Here is a 14,285-nt window from a genome sequence, read left to right as displayed (position 1 = left end):
TAATGCTTTTAATTGAACCGTTTGTCGAAAAAGAGACAGTAGCGCCCGTTGCCGTGCGAACATGTATTCTGTACAATAAGGGTATTACGATTTTAGGAGAAATTACATGAATCCGTATACGTTAAGAACGGAGTCGGTAGACGAATGGCTCGGCTTGCTCAGAAGCAAGCCCGAACTGATGGATAACGTGACGTTCTGGCATACGGAGCCGGCAAAGCCGCCCCGTACGGTCAAGCTGCCGGACGCCGTGCACCCTAAGCTGGCCCATGCCTTAGAGAAAAAAGGCATTACGCAACTATATACGCATCAAGCGGCTTCCTTCGAAGCGGTTAACTCCGGACGCCATGTCGTGACGGTGACGCCGACTGCTTCGGGCAAGACGCTTTGTTACAATTTGCCCGTCATTCAGAAGCTATTGAACGACGACAGCGCCAGGGCGCTCTATTTGTTTCCGACGAAAGCGCTGGCCCAAGATCAGGTTGCCGAGCTGCAGGAGCTTGCGAATCTGATGGAAGCCGACATCAAGACGCATACGTACGACGGGGATACTCCGCCGACCGTACGCCAAGCGATCCGCAACGCGGGCCACATCGTCGTGACGAATCCCGATATGCTGCATTCCGCCATTTTGCCGCACCATACGAAGTGGGTTAAATTGTTCGAGAATATCCAATACGTCATCATCGACGAGTTGCATTCGTACCGCGGAGTGTTCGGAAGCCATGTCGCCAACGTCGTCCGCAGGCTGAAACGGATATGCAAGTTCTACGGAAGCAATCCGCAGTTTCTTTGCGCTTCCGCGACGATTCGCAATCCGAAGGAGCATGCGGAACGGCTCATCGGGGAATCGGTCGCGCTCGTCGACGACAACGGCGCTCCAGCGGGAGAGAAACACATGGTATTTTACAACCCGCCGGTCGTGAACAAGCAGTTGGGAATCCGCCGCAGCAGCGTGTTGGAATCGCAGAAGTTAGCGGCCATGCTGCTTAAGAGCGGCATCCAGACGATCGTGTTCGCGCGCAGCCGCGTACGGGTGGAAATTCTGCTCACGTATTTGCAAGAAAACATCAAGCATGAGCTCGGAACGAAGTCGATTCGCGGCTATCGCGGGGGGTACTTGCCTAAGCTGCGGCGCGAGATCGAGAAGGGGCTGCGCAGCGGCGAGATCCGCGGCGTCGTCAGCACGAACGCTCTTGAGCTCGGCATCGACATCGGCCAGCTTCAGGCATGCGTCTTGAACGGTTATCCGGGAACGATCGCCAGCACTTGGCAGCAATCCGGGCGAGCCGGGAGAAGGCAAGGCAGCTCGGTCACGTTCCTCGTAGCCAGCAGTAATCCGCTAGATCAATACTTAATCCAGAATCCGGATTATTTTCTCGGGCGTCCGCCCGAAGAGGCGCGTATTCATCCCGACAATCTGCTCATCTTGCTCGACCACTTGAAATGCGCCGCTTACGAGCTTCCTTTCGAGGAAGGAGATACGTTCGGAGGCGAGAAGCTCGTCGACTTGCTCGAGTTTCTGGCCGAGGAAAAGGTGCTGCACCGGGTCGGCAATCGCTGGTATTGGATGGAGCAAGCTTTTCCCGCCCACAATATTTCGCTACGTTCGGCCGCGCAGGAAAACATCGTCATCATCGATATGACGGAGGGGCACCGCGTGATCGGCGAGGTAGACCGCTTCAGCGCGCCGACACTCGTCCACGAGGAAGCGATCTACTTGCACGAAGGCGTGCAATATCAAGTGGAGAAGCTCGACTATCCGGAGAAGAAGGCGTACGTGCGCGAAGTGAACGTCGATTACTTCACGGATGCGAGCCTTGCAGTCGAACTCAAGGTACTGCACGTCGATCTGGAATCGGAGTCCGGTCCTCTCCAGAGACAATACGGCGAAGTGACCGTCATGGCCAAACCGACGATATTCAAAAAAATCCGTTTGCGCACGCACGAGAACATCGGATCCGGGCCGATCTATTTGCCGGAAGAAATTTTGCATACGAGCGGGTATTGGTTCTCGTTCTCCGAAGAAGAAGCGGGCAAGAGAAGCGCGAACGACATGCAGATGGCGCTTCTCGGCCTCGCGAACGTGCTTATCCATCTCGCTCCGCTGCATCTGATGTGCGATCCGCTCGATATTCGCGTCGTGCCGCAAGTGAAGGCGACGCATACGAAGCGGCCTACGATTTATTTCTACGACCGTTATCCCGGCGGAATCGGGCTCAGTCAACGGCTTTACGAGAAGCACGACGAGCTGTTGGAGGAAGCGCAGCGGCTTATTCTGGGCTGCGGTTGCCTTAGCGGCTGTCCGGCATGCGTCGGTCCGATCGAAGAAGTCGGCCTGCTAGGCAAAGACTTGGCAATGTCGTTGCTCAGAAGCACGAGGGAAGCCGAATGAGCGGGCTCAGGGAAAGGCTTGGACGTCTTCGTTCCGAATCCGTCTCCCAACAAAGTCAACCTCCGGCATCGCTCGAGGAGGAGAAAATAGCCGATGCAACCGATCAAGAAGGCGAAAGTTTCGCCGTTCCTAAGGCATTCCGGTCGATCGGCGTCGCGCAGAAGGAAACGGAATTCGGTTCCTTTCTGCTTCGGAAAATCGAGTATTCGTTCCCGTACCGGCATGGGACGCACGAATTGGCGGACTTACACGGTTGCTCTCCTTTTTTGCAGCCTATCGCTTTCCGGCAGAATAAGAAGGACGAAGTAATCGCTCCCGAACATTTGTTGTTTCTCGATACGGAGACGACAGGACTGGGCGTAGGAACGGGCAACGTTCCGTTCATGATCGGATTCGGGTATATCACGGAGACGGCGTTCGTCGTCGAGCAGACGCTTATCCGCCATCCCGGCGAAGAGAAGGCGATGCTCAGCTATTTACTCGGTCATATGAAGAATAAGAGCCATCTGGTAACTTACAACGGGCGAACCTTCGATTGGCCCGTGCTGACGAACCGGTTTATCCTTAACGGTTGGCGCAAGAGCGGCGCGGATCCGGGGCATATCGATTTCCTTCATCCTTCGAGGGCTTTGTGGCGCACTACGTTGCCATCGTGCAGGTTAAGTACGGTCGAGGTCGAAAGACTCGGCATTCAGAGAGGCGAAGACGTGCCGGGGTCACTTGCGCCTGCTTTGTATTTTCAATATTTAAGCGACGGAAACCCGGACCATCTGCACGGCGTTTACACCCACAACGAAAAAGACATTCTTACGCTGGCTTCCCTCTGCGTCCATTTTGGGTTATTGTTAAGCGGACGAAACGATGCGGAAATCATCGAAGCTTCGGAGAGCGAGGAGCTGTTCCGGACCGCAAGCTGGCTCGAGCAGCACGGAGAAGCGATTCTCGCGGAAAGGCTGTTCGATAGGCTCGGAGAGCGGGAAGTTATCGGGGAAGGCGGCTGGAGCTTGGCGCTCGCCGCTAGGTTCAAGCGCTCCGGCCAATATGCCCGGGCTCTCCCGTTATGGAAGAAAGCTTCCGAATACGCGGAAGCGGCGACGGCTCCCAAGCTGGATGCGCACGTGGAACTTGCCATGTATTTCGAGCATCGGGATAAGCGATTGGATATGGCGTTACATTATGCGGAGAAGGCTTTGGAGCTTGCGCTACGCAGGGCGAGACTGATTTCCGACGCGAAGAAGCGTAGGGAAGAGAAAGAAGCGCTGCAGCGCAGGGTGGCAAGGTTAAGGGAGAAAATATCCCGGGCAAGCGAAAGGAAGTCATGACATCTTGAAGGCGACATCGAGTAAACAAGCGACCGTAAGTTTGCGGAAGCCGGAAGCGCTGCTGTTCGACTTGGACGGAACGTTGTACCGGGGGAACGAACCGATACCGGGAGCCGGCGCAATGATAAAGGGACTTGTAAGCAAAGGCGTTCCTTGCTATTACGTGACGAATAACTCGACGCGTACTCCGGCCGAAGTCGCGGAACATCTTCATGCGATGGATATTCAGGCCGACGAGCGCGCGATCGTCACCTCGGCTACGGCCGCGGCCTATTATATAAGGTCGAAGTTTCCCGGCGCGAACGCTTACGTCATCGGAGAACGCGGACTTCGCGTTGCTCTAAGAGAAGCGGGAATGCATCTGATCGATGAGGATTCGAAGGACGTTCAGGCTCAGTTGGTCGTTCAAGGCTTGGATCGCCAATTGACTTACGATCAACTCGCGACCGCGACGACGCATTTGCTTAACGGAGCGGCATTCGTGCAGACGAATCCCGATCGGTTGCTGCCGGTGGACGGAGGTTTTCTTCCGGGAGCGGGTAGCATAGGAGCCGCCCTGCAAGCGGCGACGGGCATCGAGCCAATATTGATCGGCAAGCCTTCCAGCGTAATAATGGATTATTCGCTGAAGCTTGCGGGAACGGATCCCGACAAAGCTTGGGTAATCGGGGATAATCCTTATACGGACCTCGCGGCGGCGCGCAACGCGGGATGTCCCGCGATCCTCGTGCTGACCGGCTTATGCACGGAGCAGAACTGGCAGGAGCACTGCGAGGCCGCGGGCGTAACGCCTGACGCGGTATGCGAAGGTCCGGCGGAGCTGGTGCAATTGATTAACGGCATAAAATAATAAATCACATCTGCAGGAAAATCAGAAGGGAAGAGAATGAATGCCGGAATTACCGGAAATGGAGCATTATAGATCCCGCTTGTCCCACTTGCTGTGCGGACAGCAAGTAACCGGCGTCGTCGTTAACCGCGAAGGAACGATTAACGAGCCGGCGGAAGTGTTCAAGGCGTCGTTACTCGGGCGCGTTATCCTGTTCGTGGAGCGAAGAGGCAAACATCTGTTATTCCACTTGGACGACGGATATCGTCTGCACCTGCATTTAATGCTTGGCGGATGGATGAGCTACGGCGAGCAAGCCCCCAAGAAACTAAGCCAATATCAAGTCATCCTCTCTTTCGGCAATGGAGTGTCGCTTTACTTCGGAGGTTTACGCTTAGGGTACCTACATCGGATTACGGCGAAAGCCGCGATCGAAGAGTTAAAAGAACTCGGCCCCGATGCGCTCGATCCGCGTTTGACGCTTGAAGCTTTCCGTAAGCGCTTGGCTGGAAAGAAGGGCAAGCTCAAAACTACGTTAACCGATCAACGATTCGTGTCGGGCATCGGCAATTGCTACAGCGACGAGATCGCTTTCGATGCCAACGTATTCCCGGCTGCGGCGGTTAGCGGACTGAAGGACGAGGAGATCGAGCGAATCTACCATTCCATCCGCAATGTACTGACCGCGGCGATCGAAGCGGGCGGTTATATGGAGCAGCCTTTCACTTCGGACGATACGGTGACCGGCGGATTCAACGACCTTTGCCAGGTATACGACCGCGGAGACGAGCCTTGTCGCGTATGCGGCACGACTATTCAGCACGAGACGATTACGGGACGTAAAATGTTTTATTGTCCGACCTGCCAGCCGAAGGGCGCGTAGATGAGAAAAGCGGGCTGCCACGTCAGCACGAGGCAAGGATATCGGAAGGCGGCGGAGCAAGCGGTTGCCCTTGGCGGCAACGCTTTTCAATATTTTCCGAAAAACCCGAGGTCTATCGCATTAAAAACATTCGACCGGGACGATGCTCGAAGATGCGCGGAATGGTGCGACTTGCATAACGTCACGTCCATCGCGCACGGGCCGTACGCCGTTAATCCGGCAACGGAAGGGGAAGAAGCGGCGCGAATGGCGGCGTGTACCCTTAACGATCTCGAGATCGCCGAAGCTTGCGGTTCGATCGGCGTCGTCGTTCATTTCGGTCGTTACAAAGGCGCGGATCCCTTGAGAGGGTATCGCAATATGATTCGCTGGATAAACGATGTCGCATCGCGTTGGGACGGAAGGGCATTGATCTTGCTCGAGAACCAAGCCGGCGATCATGGTCCGATGGGCACGACGCCCGAGGAGCTCGTGCAGATCCGAACTTTGGTCGAATGCCCCGAGAAGGTCGGATTTTGCTTGGACAGTTGTCATTTGTACGCAAGCGGACAATGGCGGCCGGGTCAATGGAAGGCATTCGCCGAAAGGGCGGGGAAGCTGGCTTTCTGGGAAGGCTTGCGCGCAATTCATCTGAACGATTCCAAGTATCCTTCCGGTTCGTTGAAAGATCGCCATGAAGCGATCGGAGAAGGCCGGATCGGCGAAGCCGACATGCGGGAGCTGCTGACGTCGCCGGAGCTTGCTCGCGTGCCGCTCTTTCTTGAAACGCCGGCGGGAGCCGGAGGGACAGGCATAACGCATCGGGATCAACTCATAACGGTGAAGCGATGGTCGGAGGAGGCGATAAGGTGATTAACGTATTTTTGGACGACATTAGGCCATGTCCGCGGGGGTTCGTCGTTGCAAGATCGGCGGAGGAATGCTTGTTGCTGATGTCGGCGAGCGCGGTTCGCGTGTTGTCGCTCGATTACGAGCTAGGTTATGGACAGCCGAACGGTTTAGCCGTCGTGCAAGGAATTATCGCCAGCGGCAATTATCCGAAGGAAGTATACGTTCATTCCTCCAGCCTGATGGGCAGGGAGTATATGGTGCGCGAGCTACGCGCGGCCAATCCGGCCGGAGTGACGATACACGACGGACCTATGCCGGCTTCCGTGCTCGAGGCTGCCGCTAGGGGAGGGTATAGCGATGAATGAATGGGAACCGGCGGATTGGAAGCGCGAGTGGACTTTTACTCCCGCGCCTTTCGCGGTTTTCGTGCATACGCCGCTCTGCGGGACATGCCAAGCGGCGAAGCGGATGTTAGCCGTCGCGGCGGAAGTCGTGCCGGAATTGCATCTCGCATCCGCCAATCTGAATCTCATGCCGGAACTCGCGCAGCAGTTCCGCATCGAGAGCGTACCGTGCTTACTCGTCAAGCGCAAGACGGGCGAATGGATTAAACAATACCGTTTCCCGTCCGTAACGGAAATCGTGGAAACTTTAAGAAGCGAGAGGGATAGGCCATGATACATTTACAAGGGTTAACTTTCCGCCGGGACGACCGGCAAATTCTTCGCGGCGTGGATCTTCGGGTGAACGCGGGAGAGCACTGGACGCTGCTCGGCCGCAACGGTTGCGGTAAATCGACCGTTCTGGAGATGATCACGGGTTATTTGTTCCCGACTTCTGGAACGATCGACGTATTGGGCAACCGTTACGGTCAAGTCGACGTGAGGGAAATGCGCAAGAGAATCGGATACATAAGCCCTGCGTTGATCGAGAAAATGACGCTTCGGGATCCCGTGTGGGAAATCGTTGCGAGCGGCGCATTCGCTTATTTGCGATTTTACGAAGAAGTGGCGGATGAAGTCCGCGAACGGGCTTACGTTGAGTTGGAGCGAGTTGGGTTGCGCCATTTGGCGGAGCAATCGTTCGGTACGCTGTCACAAGGGGAGCGCAAAAAGGCATTACTCGCGCGCACGTTGATGGCTTCGCCGGAGTTGCTTATTTTGGACGAGCCTTGCGCCGGGCTGGATCTCTACGAGCGAGAGAAGTTTCTCGCGTCCCTATCCGAATTAGCGAACCGGAATTTGTCCATGCTGTACGTAACGCATCATATCGAAGAAATCATTCCTCTATTCACGCATGTCGCGCTCATGTCCGACGGTCAATTGGTCGCTTCGGGCGCCAAACGCGACGTACTGACGCCGGAGAAGCTCAAGGAAGCTTACGACCTGCCTATCGAGATCCGATGGAAGGAAGATCGTCCGTGGATCGAGGTTGGAAAGGTGACAAGCCGATGATTACATACGTGGGAACGTCCAATCCGGGATTCGCGCCCTACGCGATGGAAGAAATCCGCAGACGGATCCAAGGCACGAAGGTGTCCGGTCTCGCGCCGGGCGAGACGTTCTCGTTCACGACCGGCGACCACGATCCCGAACAATTGCTGACGGACTTGCGTCGCAAAGAGCCGATCTTCTTGCGCCATCTGTTCCCGGTCGAACGAGAGATCGACGTGACGGACAGCGAGAAAGGCACCGCTAAGGCATTAAGGGATTATGCTTCGACTTTGGGAGATCGGATCCAAGGACGCAAAGTCGCGATACAAGTTCGCAAGGAGCAGAACAGTCCGTTCCCGTTCGCTTCGGCGGAAGGTCGGGACGAGATGGTACCGGCCGTGGAGGAGCTTGGCGCCGAGGCGGTCGCACGCGAAGCGGATTGGATCATCTCCGTCTATGCGACGAAAAAGAAGCTTTTCATGGGCTGTTCTACCCCTCGCGACAATTTATCGGACTGGCCGGGAGGATCCGTTCGTTTCCGTAAAGACGAAGGGCTGATCTCCCGGGCGGCGTTTAAGCTTTTGGAGGCGGAGCGGGCGTTTAATTTGCCGCTCGATCGGTTCTCCAATGCGCTAGATCTGGGCGCCTCGCCGGGAGGCTGGACCTCGGTGCTGCTGGAACGCGGTTTGAAGGTGACCGCGGTCGATCCCGCGGAGATGGACCCGTCGCTGGAGCTTCATCCGCGGCTGCGCCATATTCGCCGGAATGCGGCGGACGTATCCTTCGCGCCCGGGTCTTTCGATCTGCTCGTGTGCGACATGAGCTGGGATCCGCATCACACTTGCCGGATCGTCTCCGAGCTTGCCAACGTTTTATCCGCGGGAGCATCGGGCATCATCACGCTAAAGCTCATGTACCGCAAGCCGTTCCAGAGCATTCAGGATCTGACGGAAGATTACGCTCACGAATTCGATATTCGCAAAGTGAAGCAGTTGTTTCATAACCGCGAAGAAGTTACAATGTGGGTGAAGAAAAAATAAAGGTTCCCGACGGGAAAGCATCCCGCATCCGGACGAAGCGACTTACGACGAGTACGTCGAAGCTTCGTCCTGGTGCGGTTTTTTTATTTTACCCGAGCCTGCTCGGGCTATTGAGGGGAGAGAACGGGATGGTAGAACACGGACGCAATAAAGTCGATCGGCATGCGGGTATGGATCTTGAGGAAGGAAACTTGTACGGGGGACGTTATCGGATCGTCATGCCGATCGGGAAAGGAGGCATGGGGCGCGTCTACCTCGCGGAAGATATTCGCTTAGGGGGTAAGCCGCGGGCGTTGAAGCTTACCCGGCCTATGCCGGACGATAGAAGAGCGTTCTTGCCCGAGGCGAAACTGCTGAGCGAATTGGATCATCCGAATTTGCCGGCGATCGTGGATTATTTTCCTCCGGATAATCCCGAAGGCATCGCTTGCATCGTAATGGATTATATCGCGGGAGATACTTTGGAAGAACGCTTCGAGCGCTACGGGCGCCGGTTATCCTTTTCTTTCGTATTGGGCGTCTTATGCGAGCTTTGCAAAGTCCTCGTCTATTTGCACGCGCAGCGACCTTCCATCGTTTTTCGCGACCTGAAGCCTTCGAACGTGCTCATGAACCGGCGCAACGAATCTATTCTTGTCGACTTCGGCATCGCCAGAAGATATCGGGAGGAGGGGATTAAGGACACGCTGCAGCTTGGAACGCCGGGCTTCGCCGCACCGGAGCAGCTCAGGGGAGAGCAATCGGACAGCCGTACGGATCTGTACGGGCTCGGTGCGCTTGCTTATTATTTGCTGTCGGGAGGTCGTTTTGCGATCCGGCATAGCGGTAGGTTGCGGCAGGCTCTTCAAAACGACGTTCCTCTGGAGTTCCTTCGGCTTCTGGAACGATTGCTGGATAACGATCCGAACCGCCGACCGCAGTCCGCGCAACGACTCGAAGATGAACTGATGGAAATCAGAGCAATGAAAGCGTCAGACGATAGGGAACTCCTTGCGAATAGCGACTTCCTGAACGTTAGGGATAACGAAGAGAAAACGAGCGTAATCGCGATCGCTTCGGTTTATCCCGGAGCGGGAGCGACTACGGTTACGCTTGCCCTATCTTCGGCGCTCTCGCGTCGCGGAATTTCACATGCGCTTGTCGAGTGTCCGGGCAGCGACGGAGAGTTGTTCTCGTTGCTTGACGGAAGCAGAAAAAAGCCGAGAGGAACGGTTTACGCCAGGCCGTCCGGCGACCAGGCTGCCGAACCTGCTTGGAGGAACGGCAAAGCGGCGTTGTATCCGCTCGATCCTAACGAGGCCGCATCGTCCCGTATTCCCGAACCAAGCTTCGCCAATTGGCTTAAGAGACTAGGAGTGCCCCTCGTATTACTTGACGTATCCAGTCGCTGGGAGCAGCCGGAGCTGGCGGAATGGCTCGTCGGAGCTGCAGACCGCGTTGCGCTTGTGGCGGATTGTTTTCCGGCCAAATGGTCTCGACGGAGGCAGGAAGCGTGCATAGAACTGCAACGTAAAGCTATGGACCGTTCGATCAAGTGCGATTGGATTGCCAATCGGGATCAGCCCTTCCCGGAACGAAGGACATGGCAGACCTTGTTTCCGTCCAAGCCTATCGTTTGTTTCCCGGACATCGAACAGGCCGCGATGCTACGGGCTTTATGGCGCGGGGAAGGGTTTCCCGCCGATTCGTTAACGGCGAAAACTTGCGAATTAACCTTAAGCGAGTGGGTCGGCTTGTTAACGTCTCAACCCGCATCGCTTCGTCGTTAAAGACACGATCCGACGAATTTCCATGACTTTGACAGCCATGTTACAATAAGATAGGAGAAAAGCTTGTACGCAATGAAGCAAACGAGATTGCACGTAAACGCCGGCGCCGCAGAATGCCGGGTTATATACACGCGAGGTGACTGGAATGAATAACAACGAGAATATATTGATCATCGAGGACGAAGACGCGATCGCGCGAATATTGCAGCTCGAGCTCGAGCATGAAGGATATGGAGTCGGAAGGGCGTCCGAAGGCCGCAAAGGGCTGGAAATGGCTTTGTCCGGAGAGTGGGATCTAATCCTATTGGACGTTATGCTGCCGGAACTGAACGGTATCGAAGTGTTGCGCCGGCTTAGGCAGAACGACGGAGCGGTTCCCGTGATCTTGTTGACGGCAAGGGACACCGTGCCGGATAAGGTAAGCGGGTTCGAGCACGGAGCGAACGACTATATCACGAAGCCGTTCGCGATGGAGGAACTGCTCGCGCGGGTGCGTAACCTTCTCCGAATCTTTAAGGCGTCCCGGGAAGGGGACAACGAGGACGTATTGCGGATCGGCGACTTGTCAATCGAATTGCTAACGCGCAAAGTATACCGCAAGGACCATTCCATCGACTTGACTCCGCGGGAATTCGAGCTGCTGCTCTATTTGGCCCGGCACAAAAATACCGAGAAAACGCGAGACGAAATTTTGTCCGACGTATGGGGCTACGAATATATAGGGGATACGAACGTCGTGGACGTCTACATCCGATATTTGCGTCAGAAGATGGACAAGGGTTACCGTCATAAGCTGCTGCACACCGTTAGGGGCGTCGGCTATATGCTTAAGGAGCCGGATGCATGACGTTAAGAGCCAGGTTTACTTTATTCACGGTTTTCTGGTTAATTTTTATTTTGATCCTCTATAATATTTTCGTCTATTTCTTCGTAATCCGGGTAACGACGCGCGGAGAACTGCAATTGCTTACGAATAAAGCCAATCTCGTTATCGAGAGCTTGCGGAAGCAGGGTATGCGGGGGTTAGAGGACCCCAAGCTATTAAGCGATATGTATAATAGCAACGAGATGATCCGCATCGTCACGGGCGACGTTCGGGTAGTTAACGAGATCGGTACGGCGGATCTTCTGTCGATTCCTCCTCAGATGCAAGCTTATAACTTTTCCGAGACGAGGCAGATCAACGGGCATCGCGCCATTTATTTGTCCGTGCCGTTTTTCGATCAAGGACATTTGATCGGAACGGTCGAAGCCGCCCGGTTCCTTACCGTACTCGATAGCTACTTGCAAATTCTCGTCGGCGCGCTTAGCGTGACGAGCATTGGCGCGGTCGTATTCGCGATCTTCGGGACGTATTGGTTTACGTCCCGGCTCACGGGTCCGATCGGTCAAATGGTTCAGACGATGCGGGAAATCGACAGGAGCGGGAAGCTGTACCGGGTAAAGCTGAACGGAAGGGAAGAGTCCGTAGAGCTTCAACAGATGGTGCGGGCGTTTAACCAGATGATCGACCGGCTGGATCGGACGATCGAACATCAGAAGCATTTCGTGGCGGACGCGTCGCACGAGTTGAAGACGCCTCTTACGGTCATCTCCAGCTATACGGATATGCTGAAGAGATGGGGAAGGGATAACGCGGAAGTACGCAACGAAGCGATCGAGGCCATTGCCAAGGAATCCGAGCGAATGCAGAACCTGATACGCTCGATGCTCACGCTCGCGGAAGCGGAACAGGACAATTGGCTGGACATTACCCGTTTTGACGTAACGAGCGTCGTCAGGGAACTGTCCGAGGTTCTCGGAAAGACGTTCCAAAGGGAAATCCGCGTCCATTCCGATACCCAGACCGTGTCGATCAAAGCGGATAAGGAGAAAATACGCCAATTATTGCTTATTCTGATCGACAACGCGATCAAGTATAGCAAAGAGCCGATCGACGTCCGCATTCGGCAGCAGAAAAATGTCATCAAGCTCGAGGTGACCGATTACGGCATCGGAGTTCCCGAAAGCGAGATCCCGTATATGTTCGAGCGTTTCTACAGGGTAGACGAGGCGCGCCACCGTTCAACGGGGGGCAGCGGACTCGGGTTATCGATCGCTAAGAAAATCATCGACATTCACGAAGGCAGCGTCGAAGTCTACAGCAAATCGGGTAACGGAACGACGATTTCCATTCAATTGCCGCGCAAGCATTAAAAACCAAAAAAACCGGCATCTCGGATGAACTCGAGATTGCCGGTTTTTTGGTTTGCTTATAACACGCGACGAGCGGTAATGTAATGGCTGCTCCAATAACCGGTGTTGATTGATGAAGTCGTGACGCCGGTCGAGCCATAAGTGTGCAATATTTTATTGTTTCCGATATATACCGCGACATGGCCGATTTTATTGCCCGTGCGGGCTACCCGGAAGAAGACGAGATCGCCTTTTTTCAAGTTTTTCTTCTCGACCTTTACGCCTTCGGTCGCTTGAGTACTGGATACGCGAGGTAATTCAATGCCGAATTCGCCGAAAATATATTGAGTAAAGCTGGAGCAATCGAATGATGTCGTTTTACCTGGCGTAGCGCCGAATTTGTATTTCACGCCTATGTATTCCTTGCCTAGAGTGATGATTTTATCCGCCTTAGCGGTTTTCAATACCGTAGCCGTTGCTTTAGCGGTAGCGGCGGAGGCTTGCGTTGCATGGCCAAAGCCGATGCCTACGAAACCGACGACGGCGCATAAACCGATGCCGATTGCTTTGCGAACGAGCGCAATGTTAAAACTCATCTGTTAGCTCCTTCCTAAGCTCGCATGATCGTTTCGGGCTATTAAAGCTCCGTTGAACAGTATACCACCCTCTGATTCTCCTAATGATTTCCAAGGAGAGAAAAAGAGCGGTTTTGGCGCGCTTTGAGCCGCTTTCTTAGAAAAATATGAGAATTTTCTCATAGCGTGATTGATTGCGTCATTTCTGGGTATGCAAGGTAATAACGTTGGAAAACGCTTGCCCCGTATCGATCACTTCCTATAAGATAGGAAGTGAGAACGGGGTATTTAGTCTTGCTTTCATTCGACATACTGACCGAAGAACCCGGGCTTAGAGATTGGAGTCGATATCGTGTTAAAAACGTTCAGAGTCCGTGACACCTTAAAGATGCAAGAAGTATCGATCAGAAATTATGGGAGGGGGGACTTCGCGAACTTGATCGCATTGCAGGTGCAATGCTTTCCGCCTCCATTTCCATCCGAATTGTGGTGGAACGAGGAACAATTGTCCGAGCACGCGACCCGATTTCCCGAAGGTGCTCTGTGCGCGGTCATTGAAGGACGAATCGTCGGCTCCATGACGGCATTGCGAAGGACGATCCGCGTGGATGAACCCCAGGATTGGGCGTCCGTAACGGACGAAGGCTATATTCGGAACCATGAGCCGAACGGCGATACGATTTATGTCGTTGACTTATGCGTGGCTCCGGAATATCGTAAGCTCGGTTTAGGCAAATGGCTCATGCAATCGATGTACGAGACGGTTGTCCATCTGGGCTGCAGCCGTTTGCTCGGAGGCGGACGAATGCCGGGGTATGGTGCGGTGTCGGACAAGCTTACGCCGCAACAATACATAAACCAGGTGACCGAAGGCCATTTGCGCGATCCGGTTATCAGTTTCATGTTAAACTGCGGTCGGTTGCCCATAGGTATTGTGGCCCATTATTTGGAGGATGAGCAGTCCGAGCACTTTGGAGCGCTAATGGAGTGGAAAAACCCATTTTTAGCCCGTTCATAGAGTCGTCACAAGAGGAGA

At 54.6% G+C, this 14,285-nt stretch carries 14 protein-coding genes; 13 read left to right on the top strand and 1 reads right to left on the bottom strand.

Translation table 11 applies throughout. The features are described from left to right. Positions 1-106 precede the first annotated feature (106 nt). From D7Z26_RS02755 to D7Z26_RS02700, 12 genes are all read left to right on the top strand, one after another. Positions 107-2,392 (top strand): DEAD/DEAH box helicase, encoded by a 2,286-nt coding sequence (locus D7Z26_RS02755; protein WP_120974540.1) that lies wholly within the window; start codon positions 107-109, stop codon positions 2,390-2,392. After that, positions 2,389-3,714 carry a ribonuclease H-like domain-containing protein gene (locus D7Z26_RS02750; protein ID WP_158602164.1) on the top strand — a complete coding sequence of 442 codons (1,326 nt, stop codon included), beginning with the start codon at positions 2,389-2,391 and terminating at the stop codon, positions 3,712-3,714. The genes D7Z26_RS02755 and D7Z26_RS02750 overlap by 4 nt, the downstream gene beginning before the upstream one ends. A gap of 4 nt (positions 3,715-3,718) precedes the next feature. Then, a complete protein-coding gene (locus tag D7Z26_RS02745; RefSeq protein ID WP_233566574.1) occupies positions 3,719-4,564 on the top strand; it encodes an HAD-IIA family hydrolase in 846 nt (281 codons plus the stop codon). 40 nt (positions 4,565-4,604) lie between these two features. Then, positions 4,605-5,426 (top strand): bifunctional DNA-formamidopyrimidine glycosylase/DNA-(apurinic or apyrimidinic site) lyase, encoded by an 822-nt coding sequence (gene mutM, locus D7Z26_RS02740; protein ID WP_120974538.1) that lies wholly within the window; start codon positions 4,605-4,607, stop codon positions 5,424-5,426. Next, the gene (locus D7Z26_RS02735; RefSeq protein ID WP_120974537.1) at positions 5,427-6,278 is read left to right on the top strand and encodes a deoxyribonuclease IV; all 852 of its coding nucleotides are present in this window, start codon (positions 5,427-5,429) and stop codon (positions 6,276-6,278) included. Next, complete coding sequence (locus tag D7Z26_RS02730) at positions 6,275-6,622, top strand: cyclic-phosphate processing receiver domain-containing protein (RefSeq protein WP_120974536.1); 348 nt, start codon at positions 6,275-6,277, stop codon at positions 6,620-6,622. Before D7Z26_RS02735 ends, D7Z26_RS02730 begins: the two co-directional genes overlap by 4 nt. After that, the gene (locus tag D7Z26_RS02725; RefSeq protein ID WP_120974535.1) at positions 6,615-6,935 is read left to right on the top strand and encodes a thioredoxin family protein; all 321 of its coding nucleotides are present in this window, start codon (positions 6,615-6,617) and stop codon (positions 6,933-6,935) included. Before D7Z26_RS02730 ends, D7Z26_RS02725 begins: the two co-directional genes overlap by 8 nt. After that, a complete protein-coding gene (locus D7Z26_RS02720; RefSeq protein ID WP_120974534.1) occupies positions 6,932-7,711 on the top strand; it encodes an ABC transporter ATP-binding protein in 780 nt (259 codons plus the stop codon). Before D7Z26_RS02725 ends, D7Z26_RS02720 begins: the two co-directional genes overlap by 4 nt. Continuing rightward, positions 7,708-8,730, top strand: a complete 1,023-nt coding sequence (locus D7Z26_RS02715; protein WP_120974533.1) for an SAM-dependent methyltransferase — start codon at positions 7,708-7,710, stop codon at positions 8,728-8,730. The genes D7Z26_RS02720 and D7Z26_RS02715 overlap by 4 nt, the downstream gene beginning before the upstream one ends. Further along, positions 8,712-10,499: a serine/threonine protein kinase gene (locus D7Z26_RS02710; protein ID WP_147423821.1), complete on the top strand. Its 1,788-nt coding sequence runs from the start codon at positions 8,712-8,714 to the stop codon at positions 10,497-10,499. Before D7Z26_RS02715 ends, D7Z26_RS02710 begins: the two co-directional genes overlap by 19 nt. 145 nt (positions 10,500-10,644) lie before the next feature. Beyond that, positions 10,645-11,346 carry a response regulator transcription factor gene (locus tag D7Z26_RS02705; RefSeq protein WP_120974531.1) on the top strand — a complete coding sequence of 234 codons (702 nt, stop codon included), beginning with the start codon at positions 10,645-10,647 and terminating at the stop codon, positions 11,344-11,346. Next, positions 11,343-12,695, top strand: coding sequence for a sensor histidine kinase (locus D7Z26_RS02700; RefSeq protein ID WP_120974530.1), 1,353 nt, complete (start codon positions 11,343-11,345; stop codon positions 12,693-12,695). Before D7Z26_RS02705 ends, D7Z26_RS02700 begins: the two co-directional genes overlap by 4 nt. Before the next feature lie 56 nt (positions 12,696-12,751). On the opposite strand, the gene D7Z26_RS02695 is transcribed toward D7Z26_RS02700, so the two are convergent. Beyond that, positions 12,752-13,270, bottom strand: coding sequence for a C40 family peptidase (locus tag D7Z26_RS02695; RefSeq protein ID WP_120974529.1), 519 nt, complete (start codon positions 13,268-13,270; stop codon positions 12,752-12,754). A 367-nt stretch (positions 13,271-13,637) separates the two neighbouring features. Here D7Z26_RS02695 and D7Z26_RS02690 point away from each other — a divergent pair, with 367 nt between their 5' ends. Then, positions 13,638-14,267, top strand: a complete 630-nt coding sequence (locus D7Z26_RS02690) for a GNAT family N-acetyltransferase (protein WP_120974999.1) — start codon at positions 13,638-13,640, stop codon at positions 14,265-14,267. Positions 14,268-14,285: the final 18 nt, after the last annotated feature.

Source organism: Cohnella endophytica, from assembly GCF_003628305.1.
Lineage (GTDB): Bacteria > Bacillota > Bacilli > Paenibacillales > Paenibacillaceae > Cohnella > Cohnella endophytica.
Note: the sequence above shows the minus strand (reverse complement) of the source record. Positions and strands in the feature narration are given on the sequence as shown.

What these genes read in the sequence shown, in the direction of transcription:
- D7Z26_RS02755 (WP_120974540.1), top strand. Translation starts at nt 107, where the DNA reads ATGAATCCGTATACGTTAAGAACGGAGTCGGTAGACGAATGGCTCGGC.
- D7Z26_RS02750 (WP_158602164.1), top strand. Translation starts at nt 2,389, where the DNA reads ATGAGCGGGCTCAGGGAAAGGCTTGGACGTCTTCGTTCCGAATCCGTC.
- mutM (WP_120974538.1), top strand. Translation starts at nt 4,605, where the DNA reads ATGCCGGAATTACCGGAAATGGAGCATTATAGATCCCGCTTGTCCCAC.
- D7Z26_RS02735 (WP_120974537.1), top strand. Translation starts at nt 5,427, where the DNA reads ATGAGAAAAGCGGGCTGCCACGTCAGCACGAGGCAAGGATATCGGAAG.
- D7Z26_RS02725 (WP_120974535.1), top strand. Translation starts at nt 6,615, where the DNA reads ATGAATGAATGGGAACCGGCGGATTGGAAGCGCGAGTGGACTTTTACT.
- D7Z26_RS02720 (WP_120974534.1), top strand. Translation starts at nt 6,932, where the DNA reads ATGATACATTTACAAGGGTTAACTTTCCGCCGGGACGACCGGCAAATT.
- D7Z26_RS02715 (WP_120974533.1), top strand. Translation starts at nt 7,708, where the DNA reads ATGATTACATACGTGGGAACGTCCAATCCGGGATTCGCGCCCTACGCG.
- D7Z26_RS02705 (WP_120974531.1), top strand. Translation starts at nt 10,645, where the DNA reads ATGAATAACAACGAGAATATATTGATCATCGAGGACGAAGACGCGATC.
- D7Z26_RS02700 (WP_120974530.1), top strand. Translation starts at nt 11,343, where the DNA reads ATGACGTTAAGAGCCAGGTTTACTTTATTCACGGTTTTCTGGTTAATT.
- D7Z26_RS02695 (WP_120974529.1), bottom strand. Translation starts at nt 13,270, where the DNA reads ATGAGTTTTAACATTGCGCTCGTTCGCAAAGCAATCGGCATCGGTTTA.
- D7Z26_RS02690 (WP_120974999.1), top strand. Translation starts at nt 13,638, where the DNA reads ATGCAAGAAGTATCGATCAGAAATTATGGGAGGGGGGACTTCGCGAAC.